Source organism: Stenotrophomonas hibiscicola ATCC 19867 (assembly GCF_000382065.1).
GTDB classification, from domain to species: Bacteria; Pseudomonadota; Gammaproteobacteria; order Xanthomonadales; family Xanthomonadaceae; genus Stenotrophomonas; species Stenotrophomonas hibiscicola.
The window spans coordinates 470,411-492,478 of record NZ_KB907499.1 but is presented as its reverse complement, the minus strand read 5'-3'; the positions used below and the strand labels follow the sequence as shown (position 1 = coordinate 492,478).

Sequence of the window (22,068 nt, the reverse complement as noted above, 5' to 3'; positions counted from 1 at the left end):
GGCCAGCGGCCGGCACTACCGAAGGAGCGGCAGCGCCGGTGCAGCGCCGCCGCGGGACATCATTTGCGCGCGAACGCCAGCAGGTCGGCGTTGAACTGGTCGGCGTGGGTGACGGTCAGGCCATGCGGCGCGCCGGCGTACACCTTCAGCTCGGCATCCTTGATGATCTGCGAGGACAGCTTCGCCGAGGCATCGAACGGCACGATCTGGTCGTCATCGCCGTGTACCACCAGCGCCGGCACGTCGATCTTCTTCAGGTCTTCGGTGTAGTCCACTTCCGAGAATTCGTGCACGCAGTCGTACTGGCCCTTGACGCCACCGAGCATGCCCTGCAGCCAGAACGCATCACGCATGCCCTCGGTGACGGTATTGCCATCGCGGTTGGCACCGAAGAACGGTGTGGTCAGGTCCTTGAAGAACTGCGAGCGGTCACCGCCCGTTCCCTTGCGGATGCCGTCGAACACCTCCAGCGGCGTGCCGGCCGGGTTGGCATCGGTCTTCAGCATCAGCGGTGGCACCGCGCCGACCAGGACCACCTTGGCCACGCGCTTGCTGCCGTGGCGGCCGATGTAGTGGGCCACTTCGCCGCCGCCGGTCGAATGGCCGACCAGGATCGCATCCTTCAGGTCCAGCGTCTCGATCACTGCAGCCAGGTCATCGGCGTAGGTGTCCATGTTGTTGCCGTCCCAGGTCTGGCTGGAGCGGCCGTGGCTGCGACGGTCATGGGCGACCACGCGGAAGCCGTTCTGGCCCATGAACAGCATCTGCGGATCCCAGGCATCGGACGACAGCGGCCAGCCGTGGGCGAAGACGATCGGCTGGCCGGTACCCCAATCCTTGTAGAAGATGCGGGCGCCGTCGGCGACGGTGATGAAGTTGCTCATTGTGGTTTCCTTGGCGGAAGGGAGGGACGGCCGCGGCGTGGATGCCGGAGCCTCCGGCAGTACAGCGCAGCGCAAGAGCGGCGACTTGCACGGCTGTGCTGGATTGCGCCGGATGTGACGCATACCGCTCTAGCACGAAGCCGTTCCGGCATTGACGATGGCGGCTGCCCTGTCGAGGAGCCTGCAATGTCGAATGCGTTCTGGAGCCTGTGGGTGTGCCTGCTGCTGACCACAGCGGCGCACGCCCGGACCAACGTCTACAAATGCGTGGACGGGCCGCATCCTGTCTACCAGCAGACGCCGTGCCAGGGGCGTGCGGAATGGCGCTGGGAGGTGCCGCCGGAGCCGCCTTCGACAGGTGCGACCGTGGCCAAGCCAGCGAGCTCGGCCTCAAGCCGTCCGCGTGTGGTGCAGCAGGGGCGTGCGCGGGCCGCTCTGATACCCATCAGCACCGATCCCGCCGCCTGTGAGCACGCGCGGCAGCAACGCGGGAAGGCGCTCGCCCAGGCCAAGCGCCTGGACTTCGTACAGCGGCGGCAGCTGGATGATGCGGTGCATGACGCGTGCCGTTGAATCCAGGTGCCAGAAACGACAACGGCGCCCAAGGGCGCCGTTGAGAGCAGATGCCAGGTGCCGGACCTCAGCGACCGTCGCTGGCCGTCGCCGGTGCCGGCGAGGGCACGCTGTCCGGTTTGGGCAGGCTCAGCTCCGGGTTGCCCTGTTCGGCCTGCAGGATCTGGATGCGGCGCTGCAGGGCGTCCAGCTGGCTGTTCGTGCTCTGCACGTCGCTGCTCAGGCTGACTGCCTGCTGCTGGGCCTGCTGCAGGGCCGCGCTGACCTGGGCCGACTGCGCCTGCTGCTGTTCCATTTCCTGCTGCAGGGTGCGCAGGCGTTCCTCGTTGTAGGCCACCAGGCGCTCGGTATAGCGCTTGCCGGCTTCCAGGCGGGTGGTGTCGATGTAGACCTGGGCAAGCTGCTCGGACTGTTGCGCGAAGGTGCGGTAGACACGCTCGGCGTTGTCGACGGCGTCAGTCTTGATCACCCGCCAGAAATTCTTCTCCTGGAACAGGGCGACGTAGTAGGTCAGGGTGTTGGCGTTGAACAGCAGGCTGGCGCCGTAATTGCCGTTGTAGGTGGTGCGCAGCTCGGTCAGCTGGCGGGCATCCATCAGCTGCTTGAGCTCGTCAACGGTATTGCGCACCACCGGTGCGCTACGAGCGGCCGGCTCTGCGGCAGCTTCGCGGTCGCCACGGGCAGCCATCGCCGCTGGTGCCACCAGCATCATGCTCACGGCCAGCAGTGCCGCGCCGTACGCGCGCCGGGCGAAGACCGCGCCCCCTGAAGTTTCTCGCATGTCTAGACCATCCACGGATGAGTGTGGGTTGAGATGAAAGTGGTTCCCCGCCGGGAGTCTAGCATGTGCGCGGGCGCCGCCAAGGGCGCCCGTCACGGGTCAGTAGACCAGCTGTGCGGCGCTGCACTGGATCGACTGCACGTTGACGTCGGTGCGCCCCAGCTCCAGGCCCAGCACGCTGGCCAGCAGGTTGGTCAGCAAGGTGCCGACGCTGTTGAGGACCGGGCGCAAGGCGGACAGGATCGGCTTCAGCAGCGTGCACAGCAGGCCGCTGCAGCTGACCGTGCCATCGGGGTTGGTGACGCCGGTGCCGCCGGTGCCGTCAAGGAACCCGGCCGGCGCGGTCTGTATGTACGAGGCCAGGTTGTTGCGCACGCAGCCGTTGTAGTCGATCAGGTTACCCAGCAGGCTGTCGCAGCGGTTGATCAGCAGGCCGCCCACCAGCGAGCCGAGCAGTCCATCGAGCACGCCCAGTCCTTGACCGGTGACCGTCACCTTGAACGCATCCCAGACCGGACCGTCCTTGTGGCAGGTGGACAGGTTCAGCAGGCCACAGGCGTAGGGCAGGCCTCCGGGTACGGTCCAGCTGTTGAGCGGGGCCAGTTGCCGGCTGGCGTCGCCATCGCGCAGCAGTGGAATCAACTTGTCCACCTCATACCGGGTGTTCGGCGGGAAGGTGGCCTGCAGGTAACGGTCGGCCAGGGCCTTGGCCGTGTCGTTGGCACTCATGCCCTGCTTGGGTGAACTGAGCATGCCCGACAGCACGCGCAGCAGCTCATTGACAAGGTCGGATACTGCGTTGCCGAGAGCAAGTGGATTGATGCGCGTCGAGCCGGTTTCGCCAGCGGCCAGGGTGAGGTTCTGCGAGCTGGTCAGGGCCGGCAGCGTGATCTTGTCGTTGATCAGGGGTTGTCCGAGCAGTTTCAGCAGCTGTTCGTTGTTCAGCGTCGCGTCGCAGACATTGTTCTTCGAGAAACGCTGCGATGGATCGACGTTGCCGACGCAGGCCCGCAGGACCGACGAATCCACCTGGATGGTGGCCCTGGGTGGATTGGCGCCACACTGGATTCCGGTCAGCGTTCCCATTCCGTTGGCGACATCGACATGCAGCGGCAGGTGCAGGCGCGTGCCCAGCAGGTTCAGAAGTGGCCCCAGTGCGAACAGGTTGTTGCTGTCCACGTCTGCCACCAGCCTTACCTGCGCGTTGTAGGCGCGGCTGCCGACACCGCCGATGGCGATCGATGGCGGCTCGACCACGCCGGCCTGGATCTTGATGCCCAGCAGGTCCAGCCCCTTGACCGCCACGCCGTTGCCATCGTTGGCGATGGAGATCGCAGTGTTGATCAGGTTGAGCACGTTGATCTGTGACTCCAGTGCACTGCCGACCGTGCCGTCGGGCGAGACGACTTCGGCGAACAGGCCGCCGCCGCCGGACTGGCTGCCCAGCACGATGTTGAGCTTGTTGATGTCCAGCTGGGTGGCAACCAGGTCGGACAGGGCGCGCAGCTGCACGCCCACCGTGGAGTCGCGGCCGACCACGGTGGCGGTGGCGTCGACCAGCTGCGCCAGCGAAACCTTGTTGACCGACAGCAGGCGGTTGAAGTCGGCCACGCTGAGGTTGGCGCTCACCGGGATGTCGAGGGCCTTCAACAGACCCGAAGGCGTGACGTTGGCCTGCGCCAGGCCGTCATAGGACAGCACCGTGGCGTTGGTCACATCCAGGCCGACCAGGCGCAGGGTCGACAACAGTACCGAGTCGCCATTGGTGCGCAGTAGCTGCGAACCGACCGCGAACACCGCAGTCGGTTCGGAACGGCGGGCCACGGCCTCCACGCTGACGGTGGGCAGGGTGGTGTTCTGCCCGAAGAACGGCAGCACGCTGCGCTGCGCGACGACCTGCACGGCATTGCGCGGGTTGCTGGCATCGATGGTGGTGACGAAGCGGTTGGCGGTGGTGCGGTTGGCGCTCCAGTTGCCGCAGCGGATCTGCAGGCTCCCTTCGAACGTGTTCTGGGTGAGTGCGCTGTGCCGCGCAGCGCTGTTGTCGCTGTTGTCCGAGGTGCACAGCTCCAGTCGTTGCGCTCCGGCCAGTGCGGCCAGATCAGCAACTTTCTGCGCATCGCGCTTGGCCCAGAACAGGTAGCCGATCTCGATCAGGCCCAGCATCGCCAGCAACGCCAGCATGACCAGCATCATGGTGATCGACATGCCGCCCCGTGCGCGGCTGAAACTGAACTGGCGTGGGCGTTTCATGGCCTACCTCAGCGTCCGGATGAGGATGATCCCTTGGACTTGGCGACATCGGTTTCAAAAAAGTCCGGGATCTCGTGTTCGAAGCTCTTCATGTAGCGTGCGTAGCTCAGCGTCGCCTGGTCGCCGAGGATCGGCAGGTGCTGCCCGGCCTGCTGTCCGGACGCCTGCAGGCGGAACAGGTTGCGCGCGGTATCACCGATCTGGCTGCGGCCGGGTCGCGCGGTTGCAGCGTTGCCGTCGGTGATGTCCACTGCAGCAGGCGCCGCCTGCGGCACTGGTGCGGGCCGGGCCGCCAGGTCCACGGCGGGCAATGACTCGGACTGCAGCGGCTGCGCAGCCGGCGCTGCCGGTGTGCTGCGGCCAAGCATCTGTCCGGTGAGCGGCTGTTGCTGCGCCTGCACTGCGGCGGCCGGCAGCAGGCAGATCAGAGCGGGCAGCAGGCGTCGGGCCAGGGGCGTCGCGGTCATGGTGTGTTTCCGTTCGGGTGGTCGGAGGCGTTGAAGCGTTCCAGCATCGAGGGCGGCAGGCGCTGTGGATCGCGTTCGTCGCGGCTGTCGCGGCGCGGTTCCGCCGCCAGTCGCGTGACGCCGCGCGGGTTGTTGGTGGCGTCGCTGTCGACAGCGCGCACAGGGGGCGGCACGACCGCCGCAGCAGCCGCTGCGGCCTGGCGCTGCTGCAGGCGGGCCCGGATCTGCGCCGCCTGCTGCTGGATGCTGAGCCGGGTGTCCTTGTTGAGGTTGGCCTGCTGGGCGAGGCGCTCGGCGGTGGCGGTGTCGCCACGCAGCACCGCCCACAGGGCGAGGTTGGCGGTGGCCTTGGCATTGCCTGGGGACAGTTCCAGGGCCTTGGCCAAGGGTTCGCGCGCGCGCTCGAACTGCCCGGCGCGCAGCCTCGCATAGCCCAGATCGCCGAGATAGCTGGTATTCAACGGTTGCAGTTGAGTTGCCCGCGCCAGCGCCTGCTCGCTGCCGGCGTCGTCGTCTCGGCGCGCGGCGATCAGGCCGAGCCCATGCGCGGCTGCGGCGGCCTGGGGGCCGCTGGAAAGCGCGCGGTACAGTGCGATCGCGGCATCGGCCTGGCCGGTCTCTCGCAGCGCATCGGCCTGCAGCAGCCGCAATGCCGGCGGGTCGCCGTAACGCTGGCGGAAGGCGTCGACGTGGGCGAGCGAGGCATACCACGCGCCTTGCTGCTGCATGCGCTCGATCAACTCCAGGTACGCATTGCGGCTGTCCTGCGGTGCCGGTTCGGGCGCAGCCAGGCTGGGCGCGCGCAGGTACTTCGGCGTGGTCGACCCACAACCACTGGTGATGGCAGCGAGGGCAAGCAGCAGGCAGGAGGTGCGCAGGGCAGGCATCAGGGCGATCCCATCTTGGACAGGGTGGTGGCCAGCGCGACCAGCGCCGGCCCGGCGAGCACCAGCATCAACGCTGGCAGCAGGGTCAGCATCATCACCACGGTCATCTTCACCGAGAGCTTGCCGACCTTTTCCTTCAACGTGTTGCGACGCTGCTCGCGCAGGCGGAGGCTGAACTGCCGCAGGGGCTCCTGCACCGCACCGCCATGGGCATGCACCTGCAGGATCAGCTGCATCAGGCTGGTCAGGTCATCGTCGGCATAGACCTCGCTCAGCCGCCGCAGGGACTGCGCGCGCGTGCGGCCATGGGTATAGGCGACATTGGCCTCCTGAAGTTCGCTGCCGAGTACCGGCAATGCATCGCGAAGCTTGTCGCCGAGCGTCTGCAGGCTCTGGTCCATGCTGAAGCCTACGCCCTGCAGCAGACGCAGCAGGTCGATCAGCAGCGGCAGCTCGGTTTCGACTGCACGCCGGCGCCGCTTCACCCAGGAAGAGAGAACGAATTTGGGCAACAGCAGTCCAGCGGCCAAGGCACCGATGATCACCATGATCCTGGCCAGCCCGGTGACGCTGCTGAATGTCAGCACCAGTGCCAGCACCAGCACGGCCAGCAGCAGGCGCAGGCCGAGGTAGATGGCCGTACCGCGACGGGTGTTCCACCCGGCCAGATCCAACAGCAGCCGGTCTTCATTGGCCAGCAATGCCGTTTCCAGGCGGCCGCCGCTGAGGGCACGGCCGAAGCGTTCGAGCCAGCCCAGCGAATCGTGCCGTGCAGGTTCGGTGTCACGGGACGTCTCGCGCGGCTGCAGGGCGGTCTTCAACGTGGCCGTTGTACGCTGCTCACGATGGCTGCGTATCCAGCCGCCGATACCCAGCAGGGCGATGCCGGCAGCCAGCACGAGCAGGGAGAGGGCGAACCAGGCGCTGGCGCTCATCGGTCGTCTCCGGCGGGGCGGGGGTTCATAGCGATTTGGCCAGGCGATACAGCAGGAAGCCGCCGACAAGCTCCATGCCCAGTGCAAGCAGCAGGATCTTGTGGCCAAGCGGATCGTGCAGCACCGGCTGGAAGAAGTCCGGGCTGGCGATCGCCATCAGCACCGCGCAGGCCGGTGGCAGCAGGCCCAGCACCCACGCAGACATGCGTGTCTCGGAGGTCGTCGCCGAAAGCTCCTGCTGCGCCTGTTCCAGGTCACGCATGAAATCACCCATGCGCTGCAGGATCTGGTCGGAGCGCCCGCCGATGCGCACGCTGACACCGATCACCACCGACAACACCTTCAGCACCTCCATGCGATAGGGTTGCGCGGCCTGCGCGAGTGCACGGTCCAACTCCATGCCGCTGCGCGCAAAGCGCACCGTGGTGTCCAACAGCCCGCGCAACGGCGCGCTGGTCTGCATCGACGCAACCTGGAACGCGGCCTGCAGGCTGTTGCCCAGTGCAGTCAGCCGCACCAGGTTGTCGAGGAAGTCCGGCAGCTGATGCAGCAGTTGCGCACGCAGCTTCGTGGTCCGCCGCATCACCCACAGCCAGCAGCCAAGCAGGTACAGCAGCAGGGTCAGCGGAAACATCCACGCGGTGCCCAGCCGCGCCATCGCTACCACCGACAGTACCAGCCCCGGTACCAGCAGCATGATGGGGATTTTCCAGCCGGTCTGCAGCCCTGCGCGCTGCAGCAGGCCATCCAGCGGCAGCACGCGGCGCCCGGTGCTGGCGGGCCGCGCCGGATCGTTGGCAGCGGTGACGGACGGCCCGGCGGGTGCCCCGCCCGTGGCGCTTCCGCGCGAAAGCTGCTGCTCGGCGTGCCGCATTGAAACCTGGCGTTGTTCACGGCTGCTGGCCGTGCCCCACAGCCAGGCTGCCAGCGCCAGCAGCACCGCGATGATGCTCAACATGCCCAGCAGCGCGCCGGTTCCCATGCTCAGAAGTCTCCGTAGAGCGATTCGCGCAGCTGTTGGCGGAACGGCTCCAGCTTGTGCGAGTGTGGATGGAAGCCCAGCCCGACCCAGCGATCGATCTCTTTGCCGTTGCCGTCGATCTGCAGTTCGTGGCGGAACATTTCCTGGGTGGTGATCAGGTTGTCGCTGACACCGGTGATCTCGGTGATCGATACCAGCACGCGGCGGCCGCTGCCCAGGCGCGAGATCTGCACGATGAAGTCGATGGCACTGGCGATCTGCCGGCGCAGGCTGTCCTCGCTGCCCTGGAAGCCGGCAAATCCAGCAAGCATCTCGATCCGGTACAGGCAGTCGCGTGGTGAATTGGCGTGGATGGTGGCCATCGAACCGTCGTGGCCGGTGTTCATGGCCTGCAGCATTTCCAGCACCTCGGCGCCACGCACCTCGCCCACCACGATGCGATCAGGGCGCATGCGCAGGCTGTTGCGGACCAGATCGCGGATGCTCACCGCGCCATGGCCTTCGGCGCCACCGATGCGGCTTTCCAGGCGGACCACATGCGGGTGGTTGAGCGAGAGTTCTGCGGTGTCCTCGACGGTGATCACGCGCTCGTTCGCGGGGACGTAGCTGGCCAGGGCGTTCAGCAGCGAGGTCTTGCCGGAGCTGGTGCCGCCGGATACCAGGATGTTGCAGCGGCCCAGCACCATCGCCTTCAGCAGGGCGTGCATCGGTTCGTCGAAGGTGCCCTTGGCCAGCAGTTCATCGGGAGTGAATGGATCCTTGCGGAACTTGCGGATGGACACCATCGGTCCGTCCACGGCCAGCGGCGAGATGATCGCGTTGAGACGGCCGCCGTTGGGCAAACGCGCATCGACCATCGGGTTGGAGTCATCCAGGCGGCGCCCGAGCGGGGCCAGGATACGTCGCAGGATGCGCAGCAGGTGCGTATCGTCGGTGAATCGCTGGGTGGCCCGCTTGAGCTGGCCACCCTGGGAAACATGCACATCCTTGAAACCGTTGATCAGGATGTCTTCGATGGACGGGTCGTGCAGCAGGTCGTCCAGCGGGCCAAAGCCGGTCAGCTCCTTGACCAGGCCGTCGGCGACCACCTGCATCTCTTCTTCGTTGATCGGGATGCGCCACTCCTGGATGAAGCCCACCGTCTGCACCTGCACCCAGCGGGCGATGGTGTCGGGCGCCCAGGAATCGATGTCGATGCGCTCGTCCTCGATGCTGTTGAGCAGGTGCTCATGCGCTGCCGACAGCACCTTCTGGTACTGCTCGGTCTGCGCGAACGGCTGATGGCCCGGCGTGCTTTCGGGCAGCACCGGCCGGGCAACGGCATGCGGGAAAGGGGTTACCTTGTCTTCCATTGCGATCCACCCAGGGCAAGGGAGAGTCTTTCCCGCAGGCCCTGCGCCTGCACCCGGCAAGCGGCCGGGTCCAGGCGCGAAACCAGTGGGGCGAGGGCACGCAGATAGGGGTCACGCGGCGCATCCTGCAGCAGCAGGTGGCCCTGGCTCGCTGACAGGCGCACGCGGGGGCGCTCGGGAAGCGTGGCCAGCAGGGGCACCTCGAAGCGGCGCGCAATCTGCTCCGGGCTCATTCCGCTGCTGTCATCGTGGCGGTTGATCACCAGCTGCAGCCGCTTCTCGCGTTCGCGTTGCCCGGCAAGGTGCTTCAGTGCCTGATCGAGCGACACCAGCGTGGCGATCGAGGCATCTGTGACCAGCCAGATCTCGTCGGCCTGGTCCAGCAGCAGCGGTGGCAGCTGGCGCACCGGGCAGCCGCCGGCATCACACAGCACGCTGGCGAACACGGTGCGCAGGCGCTGCAGCAGCGCACCCGGATCGGACGGCGGCACCGCGTCGCTTCCGCTGGCGCGGTCCAGCAGCACCAGCCCGGAATCGTGCCGGGCCATGGCCGTGCGGGCGAGGGTGGCGTCGATGCGGCTGGCGTTGCGCAGCGCGTCTTCGTAATGGAAGCGGCTGTCCAGGTTGAGGTACAGCGCAAGGTCACCCGAAGGCTGGGCCAGTTCCATCAGCAGGCCGTCCTGCTGCACTGCCTCGCCCTGTGCCAGCGCACGGGTCTGCTGTGCAAGCACCGAAAGGTGCGCGGCCATCGTACTGGTGCCGACCCCGGCGCGCACGCCCAGCAGGACGATCAGGCGCGCCTTGTGCGCGTGCTGCGCGGCGGCAGCTGGTCGTGGTGACAGGGCACGACGCAGTGCGGCCTCGACACCGGCGTTGTCGCTGTCCAGGTCCAGTACGTCACGCAGGCCCGCCCGCAGTGCGATGACGACGCCCTCTACCTGTCCGGCACTGGTGGCACCGACGGCAACCAGTGCGAGGTCCGGTTCTGTCTGTTGCAGTTGCTGCGCCAGCACGCTGGAGGCGGCGGCATGCTCGGGGCGGAAGTCGAGCAGCACAAGGTTCTGCGGCCCGCGGTGCAGGTCCTGGGCGGAGGTCGGGGCGCTGCTGTCCTGCCAGTGCAGGGTGGTGGTCGGCGGCAGTTTGGCCGCCAGCCGGGGCAGCAGTTCGCGATCCATTCCGTAGAGGACCAGGTTCATCGGCGGTCCTTGCGGATGCAGCGGCTGGGCAGTGGCGTAGGGCATGGGCGTGGTATCGCAGGCATCATGGAATCAGCGTGAGAAGCCGGGTACCGGGTCCTGGCTGATTGGACCCAGCAGCCAAGCGCCCCATTCGGGCATGTGCGGCTTGGCTTCGCGGTCGCCGGGCAGTGGCAGTTCGGTGTTGCGGGCCAGCGGCTTCACCAGGCGTGGCGTGACGATGATCACCAGCTCCTTGTCCTGGCGCTTGTAGTCGAAGTTGCGGAAGAACGAGCCGATGACCGGCAGGTCACCCAGCAGCGGAATCTTGCCGACGCTGGAAACCACGTTGGAACTGACCAGGCCACCGATCACGAAGCTCTCGCCATCGCCCAGCTCGACCGTGGTGTCGGCGCGGCGGGTGGTGATCGATGGAATCTGCACGCCATTGAGCGCGATGGCGTTGCTGTAGTCCAGGTCGCTGGCTTCCGGCGCGACTTTCAAGGCGATGCGGTTCGGCGCCAGTACCGTCGGTGTCACGGTCAGGCCGATGCCGAAGGGCTTGTAGGTGATCGTGGTGGTGCCCAGCCCCTGCGGCTCCAGGATTGGCAGCTCGCCGCCGGCAAGGAAGCTGGCGCTCTGGCCGGACAATGCGACGAGGGTAGGTTCGGCCAGCACGCGCGCCATGCCATTGCTCTGCAGCAGGTCGACGTCGGCATTCCACAGGCCCTTGGTCGAGCCGAACACCAGGCGGAACGCCGAAGAAATGGGCGATTCGGCTTCGTTGCTGGAGTTGCCTTCCTGCATGCCGGGCAGGATGCCGGTGTTGCCCGGCAGCTGGCCGCCCGGGCGGGCGAATCCGTAGGCGAAGCTGCCATTGCGGTTCTGGAAGCTGATGCCGATCTGCTTCAGAGCGGTCTTGTTGAATTCGACCACCTTGACCTCGACCTGCACGACGCCGCCGCTGCTTACCGTCGATGCGTCGGCAAGCAGTCCGTCCTTGCCCAGGGCCATCGCGGCGGTCTTCTGTTCCTGCATGTGCGACAGCACACTGTCGGTGCTTCCCTGCAGCAGGCCCTGATTGTCCTGCTGGGTGAACACCAGTCCGTTCGCGCCCGCGTCGGCCGCGCCCTGCACCGCGCTTTGTACCCGCACCTGCAGGCGCTGTGGCTCGGCCTGCTTGCGGTGCCAGAGCAGGAGCGTGGTGGTGCCCGGTGCCTTGCCGACCAGCAGTGCCTGGCGCTGGCCGCGCAGCATCACGATATCGGCCACGCCCGGATCGGCAATGGCCACCCGCTCCAGGTCACCCGGCAGGGGCCAGGGGCGCTGCTCGCGCGTCTGCAGTACCAGGTCGTCGGCGGCCACGCTCGTCGCCGGTGCCAGCAGCACCAGCAGCAGGGCCAGCCAGCGCTGGCGGGGGGAAGGGCGTGGACTGCGGCGACGTTCGGTCATGGATGCGCTCGATGCAGGTCAAAGGGAACCACGGGGGGCGGAGCTGTCACCCCGGATGATTTCGATACCCGATGCGCGCGGGGCGCTGCGCCGGGGTGCGGGTGTGCGTGCCGTGGCATCCTGGGTGCTGCGGGCCGGCGTGTTGCTGCGGCCGGCCAATGCATCACCGTCGATGCCGGCGTAGGCGTGATTCTCCGGCCGTTGCAGCGCAAGCTGCTGTTCCGCATCCAGCCCCCGCAGCGGATCGATCACACCGCGTGCCTGCGGGAACAGCGCCAGGTCGGGCTGGCCGGGATCGGCAGGGTTGCGCAGGGCCAGGAACAGTTTGCCCTGCTGCGCACCCAGCAACAGCCGGTTGGCGTCGGCCACCGGTACCGCCAGTACCGCGCTGCGTGCCGGCTGGGTGGTCTCGCTGCCCGTGCTCTGGGTGCTGCTGCTTCCGGTGATGTCGGCGGCGCGTGGATCGTTGCGGGCATCGGCTTCAGTGCTGGCGACAGCGCCAGCGTTGGCCAGGGCGATGTCCTGCTGGCCATAGCTGAGCACGCGCAGGCGCGACAACAGCAGGCGCGTCTGTGCTGCATCGGCCGGCCCGCTGGCGTTGGGTTGGGCGTTGCGCAGGTTGAGGAACACGTCGACAAAATCGCCCGGCACGATGCGGTTGCCGGCACCCACCAACTCGTCAACCGGTACCGCGAGTGCGCGCTCTCCGGGGCGCAGCTGCAGCGAGAATCCCTGCGCAAGCGCATTGCTGCTGATTGCCGTGCCTTCGGCAATGTCCTGCACCGGCACCTTTCCCACCACGGCGGAAATGCTGGAGGCGGCACCGGCAATCGGGGCGCTGCGCTGCGCCAGGCGCAGTCCATTGGCAGAAATGGGTTCGCCGGCCGGCAGTCGCGCCACCGCCTCCACCACGGTGATTGCCTGGGCTTCGCTCTGCGCGGCCGGGGCAACCGTGGCCGGCGCGGCTTGCCTGCGCCCGATCATCAGGGCGATGACCGCCAGCAGCACGGCCAACCCGATCAGGGCGATGGCGGCGATGCGGGTCAACTTGAGCATGGAACCGTCTCCTGTAGCGATCGTCAGTTGCCGCTGCCGCTGCCGAGGTCGAGTTGCGCGACCGCCACGCTGCGGATGGGAGCCCGCATTACCCACTTGTAGAGCGTGGCGGTGCCGGGCAGGAAGGGATGGCTTGCGTAGTCGTAGCTGACGGTCACGGTCATGCACTGGGCGCTGGCCAGTCCGGCGCAGGGCGCCTGCGCGGAAACCAGGATGGCGTTGCTTCCCCCATTGCTGCAGTCGACGGACTGCCCGGAGAAGTTCAGCAGCCACTGCATCGAGCTGCGCGCCGCAATACACGCCGCGGTACGACGTTCATTGGCGCTGCCATAGCGCAGCGATGCGCGCGCACCCTCGGCCGAAGCGGTTGCCAGCGTCTGCTGGGCCGCCATGATCATCACGCCGGAGAACGTAAACAGCAGCAGTGGCAGCAGGCCCAGCATGAGCATCAAGGCAAACTCGATGCTGGCCGCACCACGTTGCCGGCGCGGGTTGGGGGTGTTCATGGCACACCTCCATACGTAGTGATGAGGATCCAGGCGATGGCCGACACGGCCAGGTAGGCTGCATAGGGAATGCCATGGCGTCCCTGGCGGGCGTTCTGCATGTCGCGCAGCGCCGGGTGTGAATGCCACTGCGAACTGGCCCGGTTCAGCTGGGCTTGCAGGCCGATGGGCAGTACTGGACCCACCCGGCGTGACGCCAGCACCAACGCGGCATGTGCGCCCGCTGCGAGGCTGGCCGCGATCCAGATCGGCAGCAGTGTCTGCCAGCCCAGTATCAATCCCAGCACGGAAAAGAACTTGACATCCCCGGCGCCCATCCAGCGCAACGCATGGAACGGCAGCAATGTGACCAGGCCGAGCGCCGCGCCGGCAACGTGGGAAGCCCACGGCAGGCGCGGCGCGTTGAACTGTCCGGCGATGAGCACGACAACGGTGATCGCGCATGCGGACAGCAGCCAGGCGTTGGGCACCCGCCGGGCGTACAGATCGCTGATCGCGATCCGCAGGCATACGCCGATGGCCAATAAACCCAGCAGTGTCATCGCACACTCCGTCGCCCGTCAGTGGACGCTCAGCAGTTGCTGTCCCTGATCCAATCCAGGAGGCGGCTCAGGCGGGCGTGCTGCCTGAAGCCTTGTTGGCAAGCTTGGTGAGATTCTCAAAGAGCGTGCTGAAGAATGTCTGGATCTGCGTACTGCCCAGTGCGATCAGCACTCCCGCAATCACAGCGGCCAGCAGCCCGTACTCGAGCGCGGTGACACCATCTTCTTCCCTCAGGAACTTGCGGATCGATGCGTTCATGACGATTGTCTCCCTCTACCTGTCTGCTACAGGACACCTGTTGGGCGGTGGCCCGGCTCCGCCGGGATCGTCCGTGGACCTCCGCACGTCCTGGCGGAGGAGGCAAGGCGGGATGGACCCGCTGTGCTCAAGCAGGGTGATCGCTTCCAGGCGGGACGCCGTTCGCACAACCGCGACCGCGCGGCGCGGGGCCGGTGGTCGACGTGTCGAGCGATACGTGCATGGTCATGCTGTCCCCCTGGGTGCGGTCATTATCAAAGACCGGATCACCGTGTTATCGACTTTGCCTGAATGGCGGCCGGCTGCAACCGGAACCTATATGCAAATTCGGCAGAATCCCTTCGGTCCTTTAATTTTCCACGCGGGTTCTGTGACGGAAATCCGTTCGCTAGCACAACGATTCATCGACGTGCAGATAATGTGATTTTGGTTTCAGTCGAATGCGAGAACTGTGCCAATCACGTCAGCATGATTTTCACGTCTGTATCCATCCTATTCAACGCGGGGCAGATGTTTACCCCGCTGAATTATCGGGCATACTCGTATTCAAGTACTCGCGTTTCTTTTGGGGTGCGTGCGTTGGCGGCGCGCATCCCGGTGATGGAAGAGATTCCATGAGAGGTGCGCGCCCTGTCAGGCAGTGGGGGCCGTATCGCACGACGGATAATCGGGGGGCGACACTGTCATGGTCGATGGTGGGGTAGGAGACAGCGACGACAGCGGCCTGCGGTCGATCGACCTGGCGACGCTGAGCGGCGTGCTTCGTGTATGTGATGTTGAACTGCTTCTGCTCGATGGCAATGGGCCGCGGGCAGCCTTCGCTTCACGCGTGCACGAGGAGGCGTTGTTCTGCAGCATCAGCTGTGGATTCCATTGCCGTGGCCGCTTCATGCTGCCGCCGGACTGGGCGATGCTCGGCTATCTGCACGCCACCGATGAGACGCTGAGCTGGTGCCATGGTGTACCGCTTGCGGCGGGTATGGCGTTGACCGTGATGCCGGAGGGCATCAGCGAGTTCACCCTGAGCCCGGGCACGCACATGACGCTGATGCTGGTGCCGGCGGCGCGCGTGCAGCGCAAGCTGACCGAACTGACCCTGCGCAGCACGCCACCGGCTGGGCAGGCACTTTCGTTGTTCAGCCTGGCCAACGAAGCAGCGCCGTTGGCGCGCCATTATCAGCAGCTGCACCTGCAGCTGGGGCAGGGTTCCGGCCTGCAGCCGGAAGAAGCCGAGCGGCTGCTGCATGAGCATGTGCAGGCACTGCTGGGCGCGGGTACCGCCGACCGCCCGGGCTGCAGCCGTGCGCGGCGCACACATTATCTGATTGCTCAGCGTGCCGAGAATTTCATGCGGCTCAACCTGCGCCGCAACATCTACATGAATGAAATCTGCGATGCCGCTGGCGTCAGCGAGCGCGGCCTGCGTTATGCATTCGAGGACCTGTTCGGCACTTCGCCGAACCGGTACCTCTCCATGCTGCGCCTGTGTGCCGCCTGCCGGAGCCTGTCGATGGCCGATTCCAGCCGCCGCTCGGTGAAGGCCATCGCGCTCAGCTGCGGGCTTTGGGACCTCTCGCGCTTCGCTGACAATTATCGCAAGGTATTCGGCGAACTGCCGCGCGATACCCTGATGCGCGCGCCCGCGCAGATCGGCCAGCCGGCCTGAGCCAAGGTCCCGCAAGGGTTTCCACGGCATTTGTGCCGGAATTGCGCATCCGTTTGCCGATCATGCTGCCGCTTCTGCATAGACGGCTGCCGATTCCGGCCGTGGATTTGCCGGAATGCGCGATTGCCGTGCCGGATTGAAGTGCGCCACCGCCGTTGCAAACGCTGAAATGTCAGTCACCTGCCTTACGGCAAGTCCACTGACATTCCAGTTGTTCGCCTACGGGGGAAATGCTCATGAACCGCATCTACCGGCGTGTATGGAACCGCCAGCTCAATGCTCTGGTTGTGGCCTCGGAACTGGCCACTGGCGACAGCGGCGGCAGCGCCGCCCGCGATCCGCGCAGTGCTCTGCTGATGCCGACTGCCCTGGCCCTTGCCCTGTTGTGTGCGCTGGCCAGCGGGCATGCAGGCGCAACCGAATCCAATCAGTCGCTGCGCGACCTGCAGGCGCTCGCAGCCAAGTACGCGCAGCCGATGCCGGTCAAGGTCGACGCGGAAGTGGCGCTGGCCGCAGCCTCGCGCGAGGCCCAGAGCAGTCCGGCAATCAGCGCTGATGCGCGTGTCGGCCTGCAGCTGAGTACGAACGTGCTGCCGATCGTGCGGGACGTGCTGCCGGCCACCGTGCAGGTGAAGCTGGCGGCGAACGCTGCGCCGAAGCAGGTCGCGGTTCCTGCGCTGGCCGCCGATGTCCGCGCCAATGCCGGGTTGGGGCACGCAGCGTCCAGTGTGGCGAAGATTGATGCCTCGCTGGCGGCCAACGTTGTGCCGTCCGCGCACGCGCCGCTCGGTGTGGCTGCGGATGCGCAGGTGAAGGCCGGGGTTGGCATCGCCGGTGCGCAGGTGGCCTCGATCGATAGCGGTGCCAAGGCGGCCGCCGCTGTTGCTGGCGCATCTGCTGGCTCGCGGTCCGGCCTCAACGCGTCCGCTGGCGGCAGGGTGGATTCGCAGCTGAAGCTGGCGGGCCATCAGATCGACGGGCAGGGGCAGGTCAAGGCGACGGCGGCGGTCACGCTGCCGGCCAAGGAGGAGTTGCCGGGCCAAACGCATGATCGCGCGATCACCGCAGCCTTCGATGCTGGTGTTGCCGGCAACGTGCGCGTGCAGGCGCCGGGTGGCCACGAAGTCGTGGCCGACCGCAATCTGAAGCTGGCCGGCCAAGCGACCGTGGCGGCGCAGAACAGCGCGCTGGGCGTCGATGGCCTGGTGGGCGGTGTTGTCGGCGCGGCAGGCGGCGCCGTAGGTGGCGTGCTTGATGGCACCGTAGGCAACACGGTTGGTGCGGTCGGCGGCGCCTTGCACGGCACGGTTGGAACGGTAGGCGAAGCACTGGGCAGCACGCTCGCTGGCACCGTTGGAACTGTCGGTAGCGCGGTGGGTGGTGCAGTGAACGGCGCTGTTGGTACGGTTGGTGCAGTCGGCGGAACCGTGGGTGGTGCACTCAACGGCACGGCCGGTTCGGTCGGCAGCACCGTCGGCGGCGCGCTCAACGGGGCTGTTGGTACGGTTGGCGCAGTTGGCGGCACCGTGGGTGGTGCACTCAACGGCACGGTCGGTTCGGTCGGCAGCACCGTCGGTGGCGCGCTCAACGATGCAGTTGGCACCGTCGGTGCCGTTGGCGGTGCCGTGGGCGGCACGCTCAACAATACAGCGGGTGCAGTGGGCAGCACCGTCGGCGGTGTACTCAACGGCGCTACAGGTGGCAGCCTCGGCGGCCTGGGTGGCCTGCTGGGCGATACGCTGGGCAATGTCGGCAGCGCCGTAGGCAACCTGCTCAACGGCAACCTCAACGGCACCATCGGCAATCTCGGCAGTGCCGTAGGCGGGCTGGTCGGCGGCACGCTTGGCGGGCTCGGCCTGACCCAACCCTCGGCCATACCGCCCACCAGCCCAAAGGCGCCGGCGCCGGCCGACCCGAACGCGGGCCTGATCATCGGCACCGGTGGCCTGGTCGGCAATGTCGGCCAGCTCATCGGGCCGACCACCAGCAGCCTGTTCGGCGGCGACGGCTACCTGAGCAACGGCAATCTCAAGCTCAGCAACGCCAACGTGATGCAGACCTACTCGACGGTCAATGTGCTGGGCCTGCCGGTGGTCAACCTGTCGCCGGTCGGTAGCACCCTCAATGGCCTCGGCGGGGCCGTCACCGGCGGCAGCTCGCACCTGACGCTCATTGGCGGCGTTACCTCGGACAGTTACATCTACAACATCAACAACGGCAATCCGGGTGGCCTGCTCGGGCTGCTGCTGCCAACGGATTCGCCGGAATGGGCGGCGAAGTGCCTGGACATCGCGCTGGCCGACATCTCCTGCTGGGCCGTCAACGCGGCACAGGACTACCAGGTGCTGATGGGTGATGGCGCCTTCGCCAACGGTTCGAAGGAAGTGGTGATCGGCGCCAATGCACGGCACGAACTGCCCAGGGTCGATGCCAACGTTGCCTTCCCGGGCGATGGCGTGAACGATCCCACCAACCCGACCGGCGTCCCGACCGCAGACTACGCTGCGCGCATGGGCCATTCGGTGATCGTCGGTGACAGTGCCGTCGGTACCGCCAACGGCCAGACCCTGCTGGGTGCTGAAGCCACCTCCAACCAGGCGAACTCGGTCGCACTGGGCTACCGTTCGGCTGCACTGCGCGGCGCGCAGGCCAGCTACAGCGCTTATGGCCTCACTGCACCGCAGGTCTCGGCCGGCGAAGTATCGGTGGGCACCGCCGGTGGCGGCGAGCGCCAGATCACCAACGTGGCTGCCGGCAGCGTCAACACCGATGCGGTCAATGTGGCCCAGTTGAAGGGCGCCATCAGCCTGATCGATGATGTGGCGGCAGCTGCGGTGACCTACGACCTGGACGGTGCCGGCAACCCGAACTACCGTCGGGTGACGCTTGGCGCGGGCACTGGCACCACCACCATCGGCAACCTGGCCGGCGGCGCGGTCACCGCGGGCAGCCTGGAAGCAGTCAACGGTGGCCAACTGGCTGCGACCAACGCCGCCATCGCCAGCTTCTTCGGTGGCCGCGCCGCGTTCGATCCGGCCAGCGGTGCCTTCACTGCGCCGCTGTTCGAGATCAGCACGATCTCCACCACCGGCGCCATCGCCCAGGGCCTGTACACCAACGCCACCGATGCCTTCGCGGCGGTGGATGGTTCGCTGGTCAACCTCAACACGCAGATCACCGATATCCGCAACGGCGGTACCAAGTACCTGCGGGTGAACTCGACCGGTACCGAGGCCGTGGCCACCGGCGCCGACTCGATCGCGGTCGGCACCAATGCGCGGGCGACGGCAGCCAACAGCATCGCGGTGGGCGCCGGCAGCCTGGCTGACCGTGCCAACAGCGTATCCATCGGTGCCGCCGGTGCCGAGCGCCAGGTCACCAACATGGCGGCCGGTACCGCAGCGACCGATGCGGTCAACCTGGGCCAGCTGCAGGCCTCGGAGCAGGGCGCCCTGCGCTATGACCTCAACGGCGACGGCAGCGTCAACTACGCCAGTGCCACGCTGGGCCAGAGCGGCACCGCCACCACGCTGCGCAACCTGGGCCCGGGCCAGGTCAGTGCCACCAGCAGCGAGGCCATCAACGGTGCCCAGCTGTTTGCGGCCAACCAGGCCGTTGCCACCCACCTCGGAGGTGGCGCGGCGGTCAACGCCAGCGGCGTACTGACCGCGCCGACCTATTCGATCAACAACGTTGCCGCCAACGGCACGATCACCAAGGGCAACTACAACGACGTCGGTACCGCCTTCGACGCGGTCAGCAATTCACTGGCCAATGTGGCCGACCAGACCGGCGAGATCGACAAGCTGGCAGTGAAGTACGACGTCGACGGCAGCGGCAACGTGCTCAACAGCGTGACGCTGACGGGCACCGGCAGCGGCGCGGTGAAGATCACCAATGTGGCCGCCGGCAGCATCCTGGCCGGCAGCAGCGATGCCATCACCGGCGACCAGCTGTTCAGCACCCACAGCACCATCGCCAACTACTTCGGCGGCACCACTGCCTACAACGGCACCACCAACGCGTGGACCGCGCCGACGTTCAGCATCTCCAGCATCGCCACCGATGGCACCTTCACCAGCGGCGATTACAACAACGTCACCGCCGCCTTCACTGCCGTCGATGGCTCGCTGAAGGTCCTCAACCAGCGCATCACCAACGGTGGCGGTGGCAGTGCCTACCTGGCGGTGAACTCGACGGCGGCCGCAGCCACCGCGGCCGGTGCGGAAGCGGTGGCGGTCGGCCCGCAGGCCAGTGCAGCCGGTGCCAACAGCGTGGCGGTCGGCAACGGTGCCAGCAGCAGCGCCGGCAACAGCGTGGCACTGGGTGCCGGTTCGGTGGCCAGCGTCGGTGCGCAGAGCGGCTATACCGGTGCCTACGGCCAGACCGGCGCCAGCAACTCGGCCGGTGAGGTCTCGGTCGGCAGTACTGGCAGCGAGCGCAAGATCACCCATGTCGCCGACGGTTCCGACACGTACGACGCGACCAATGTCGGCCAGCTGAAGAACGGCGTGAACTACGCCATCGACGAATCGAAGAAGTACACCGACCAGAAGATCCAGAACATCACCAACGTGGCCGGCAGCTTCCGCGCCAACAACACCAACAACCTGGCCGACCCGTCCGCCAGCGGTGCCAACTCGGCCGCCGGCGGTGCAGGCTCCACCGCCGCCGGTACCAACTCGACCGCGCTGGGCAATGGTTCACAGGCGCAGGCCGACAACTCGGTGGCATTGGGTGCGGGTTCGGTGGCGAACCGGGCCAACACGGTCTCGGTGGGTGCGAGCGGCGCCGAACGCCAGGTGGTCAACGTGGCTGACGGCTCGCAGGCCACCGACGCGGTCAACGTGCGCCAGCTGCAGGCCTCGCAGCAGGGCACCATCCGCTACGACACCACGGTGAACGGTGCGACCAACTACAACAGCGTCACCTTGGGCAGCACCAGCAGCGGCCCGACCACGGTGCGCAACGTTGCCGCTGGCACCGCCGGTACCGACGCGGTCAACGTGGATCAGCTGAAGTCGGGGATGGCGCAGACCCTGGACTGGTCCAAGGCCTACACCGACGAGCGCATGGGTGGCTTCGAGCGCGACCTGCGCAAGACCGACAACCGTGCTTCGGCCGGTATCGCCTCGGCGATGGCCACTGCAGCGCTGCCGCAGCCCAGCGAGGCGGGCCGCAGCATGGCCTCGATCGCGGCTGGGAGCTACAACGGCGAATCGGGCGTGGCGCTGGGCATCTCCGGTGTCTCCGAAGGCGGCCGCTGGATCTACAAGTTCAGCGGTTCGACCAACAGCCGTGGCGAGGCCGGCGTGGCCGTCGGTGCCGGCATCCAGTGGTGATATCTCCGCCGCCGGGCCGCACGCGCGGCCCGGTACCGCGGAAACGTCTACAGGGGGAATGACATGAAACAGCATCGTATCGCCCGCGCCGGCCAACATGCCGCTACGCTGGGCCTGATCCTGGGGGTGGGCCTGCTGGCCGCCTGCCGCAGCCATGCGCCGGCCACCGACGGTCCTGCCGAAGCCACCGTCGTGCAGTTCCCGGAGGCCTCCAGGGCCTCGTTGAAGGAAGGCATCTATCCGGACGTCGCCGACCTGCGCCGCTTCGCGCCGGGCATGAGCAAGCGGCAGTTGTACACGCTGCTGGGCACGCCGCATTTCAATGAAGGCATGTGGGGCGTGCGCGAGTGGAACTACCTGTTCAACTTCCGCACCGCGCAGGGCGCGGAGTACTTCACCTGCCAGTTCCAGGTCCGCTTTGACAGCAAGGGCATTGCCCAGGCGGGGTACTGGAAGCCGGAATCGTGCGCGGCCGTGCTGGAGCCGCCGCGGCCACCGGCCCCGCCGGCACCGGCACCGGCACCGCTGCCAGAACAGCCGCTGCGGCTGTCTGCCGACGCGCTGTTCGGCTTCGACAGCGCTGTACTCAGCGCCGAGGGCCAGCAGGCGGTGCAGGGCATCCTGGCGCAGGTGCGTGAAGCCGCACAGGTGCAGTCGATCCGGGTGACCGGCTACACCGACCGTATCGGCAGTGCCAGCTACAACCAGACCCTGTCGCAGCGCCGCGCCGAGGCCGTGCGCAGCGCGCTGGTGCAGGGCGGCGTGCCTGCAGCCAGCATCAGCGCCGAAGGACGCGGCGCGGCCGAGCCGATCGTGCAGTGCGAGCAGCGCAATCGGCGCGCGCTGATCGCCTGCCTGGCGCCAAACCGTCGCGTGCAGATCGCCGGAGTGGCACAGCCGCGCTGAAATTCCCTCACCGGGGCCAGGCCCCGGTCCCGAGTCCCCCCTGACCGCCG

General features: G+C 67.1%; 18 protein-coding genes. 4 read left to right on the top strand and 14 right to left on the bottom strand.

Features of this window, described 5'->3' with window-relative positions; genetic code table 11:
* Positions 1–59: 59 nt before the first annotated feature.
* Entirely contained in the window at positions 60–884 is an 825-nt protein-coding gene (locus G370_RS0107105; RefSeq protein WP_019659970.1) for an alpha/beta fold hydrolase, read from the bottom strand.
* A 186-nt stretch (positions 885–1,070) separates the two neighbouring features.
* On the opposite strand from G370_RS0107105, the gene G370_RS0107100 reads away from it, so the two are divergent.
* Entirely contained in the window at positions 1,071–1,457 is a 387-nt protein-coding gene (locus tag G370_RS0107100) for a hypothetical protein (protein WP_019659969.1), read from the top strand.
* 67 nt (positions 1,458–1,524) lie between these two features.
* On the opposite strand, the gene G370_RS0107095 is transcribed toward G370_RS0107100, so the two are convergent.
* From G370_RS0107095 to G370_RS0107035, 13 genes are all read right to left on the bottom strand, one after another.
* On the bottom strand, positions 1,525–2,238 hold the full coding sequence (locus G370_RS0107095; RefSeq protein ID WP_019659968.1) for a DUF2968 domain-containing protein: 714 nt from the start codon (positions 2,236–2,238) through the stop codon (positions 1,525–1,527).
* Between the two features lie 99 nt (positions 2,239–2,337).
* Positions 2,338–4,491 carry a TadG family pilus assembly protein gene (locus G370_RS0107090; RefSeq protein WP_019659967.1) on the bottom strand — a complete coding sequence of 718 codons (2,154 nt, stop codon included), beginning with the start codon at positions 4,489–4,491 and terminating at the stop codon, positions 2,338–2,340.
* An 8-nt stretch (positions 4,492–4,499) separates the two neighbouring features.
* The gene (locus G370_RS0107085) at positions 4,500–4,958 is read right to left on the bottom strand and encodes a DUF3613 domain-containing protein (protein WP_019659966.1); all 459 of its coding nucleotides are present in this window, start codon (positions 4,956–4,958) and stop codon (positions 4,500–4,502) included.
* Positions 4,955–5,845 (bottom strand): tetratricopeptide repeat protein, encoded by an 891-nt coding sequence (locus tag G370_RS0107080; RefSeq protein WP_019659965.1) that lies wholly within the window; start codon positions 5,843–5,845, stop codon positions 4,955–4,957. The genes G370_RS0107085 and G370_RS0107080 overlap by 4 nt, the downstream gene beginning before the upstream one ends.
* Entirely contained in the window at positions 5,845–6,780 is a 936-nt protein-coding gene (locus G370_RS0107075) for a type II secretion system F family protein (RefSeq protein ID WP_019659964.1), read from the bottom strand. The genes G370_RS0107080 and G370_RS0107075 overlap by 1 nt, the downstream gene beginning before the upstream one ends.
* A gap of 25 nt (positions 6,781–6,805) precedes the next feature.
* On the bottom strand, positions 6,806–7,762 hold the full coding sequence (locus G370_RS0107070) for a type II secretion system F family protein (RefSeq protein WP_019659963.1): 957 nt from the start codon (positions 7,760–7,762) through the stop codon (positions 6,806–6,808).
* Between the two features lie 2 nt (positions 7,763–7,764).
* Positions 7,765–9,114: a TadA family conjugal transfer-associated ATPase gene (locus G370_RS0107065; RefSeq protein ID WP_019659962.1), complete on the bottom strand. Its 1,350-nt coding sequence runs from the start codon at positions 9,112–9,114 to the stop codon at positions 7,765–7,767.
* A complete protein-coding gene (locus G370_RS0107060) occupies positions 9,099–10,355 on the bottom strand; it encodes a CpaE/TadZ family protein (protein WP_019659961.1) in 1,257 nt (418 codons plus the stop codon). Before G370_RS0107060 ends, G370_RS0107065 begins: the two co-directional genes overlap by 16 nt.
* Before the next feature lie 27 nt (positions 10,356–10,382).
* Positions 10,383–11,741: a type II and III secretion system protein family protein gene (locus tag G370_RS0107055; RefSeq protein ID WP_019659960.1), complete on the bottom strand. Its 1,359-nt coding sequence runs from the start codon at positions 11,739–11,741 to the stop codon at positions 10,383–10,385.
* An 18-nt stretch (positions 11,742–11,759) separates the two neighbouring features.
* Complete coding sequence (cpaB, locus tag G370_RS0107050) at positions 11,760–12,797, bottom strand: Flp pilus assembly protein CpaB (RefSeq protein WP_019659959.1); 1,038 nt, start codon at positions 12,795–12,797, stop codon at positions 11,760–11,762.
* A gap of 23 nt (positions 12,798–12,820) precedes the next feature.
* Positions 12,821–13,303 (bottom strand): TadE/TadG family type IV pilus assembly protein, encoded by a 483-nt coding sequence (locus tag G370_RS0107045; protein WP_019659958.1) that lies wholly within the window; start codon positions 13,301–13,303, stop codon positions 12,821–12,823.
* Positions 13,300–13,845 carry an A24 family peptidase gene (locus G370_RS0107040; RefSeq protein WP_019659957.1) on the bottom strand — a complete coding sequence of 182 codons (546 nt, stop codon included), beginning with the start codon at positions 13,843–13,845 and terminating at the stop codon, positions 13,300–13,302. The genes G370_RS0107045 and G370_RS0107040 overlap by 4 nt, the downstream gene beginning before the upstream one ends.
* A 67-nt stretch (positions 13,846–13,912) precedes the next feature.
* Entirely contained in the window at positions 13,913–14,104 is a 192-nt protein-coding gene (locus tag G370_RS0107035; RefSeq protein ID WP_019659956.1) for a Flp family type IVb pilin, read from the bottom strand.
* Between the two features lie 685 nt (positions 14,105–14,789).
* Here G370_RS0107035 and G370_RS0107030 point away from each other — a divergent pair.
* The 3 genes from G370_RS0107030 to G370_RS0107020 all read left to right on the top strand — a co-directional run bounded on the left by G370_RS0107030 (position 14,790) and on the right by G370_RS0107020 (position 22,018).
* Positions 14,790–15,770 (top strand): AraC family transcriptional regulator, encoded by a 981-nt coding sequence (locus tag G370_RS0107030; RefSeq protein ID WP_019659955.1) that lies wholly within the window; start codon positions 14,790–14,792, stop codon positions 15,768–15,770.
* 236 nt (positions 15,771–16,006) lie between these two features.
* Positions 16,007–21,112 carry a YadA-like family protein gene (locus G370_RS0107025; protein ID WP_019659954.1) on the top strand — a complete coding sequence of 1,702 codons (5,106 nt, stop codon included), beginning with the start codon at positions 16,007–16,009 and terminating at the stop codon, positions 21,110–21,112.
* A 63-nt stretch (positions 21,113–21,175) separates the two neighbouring features.
* Positions 21,176–22,018, top strand: coding sequence for an OmpA family protein (locus G370_RS0107020; protein ID WP_019659953.1), 843 nt, complete (start codon positions 21,176–21,178; stop codon positions 22,016–22,018).
* Positions 22,019–22,068 lie beyond the last annotated feature (50 nt).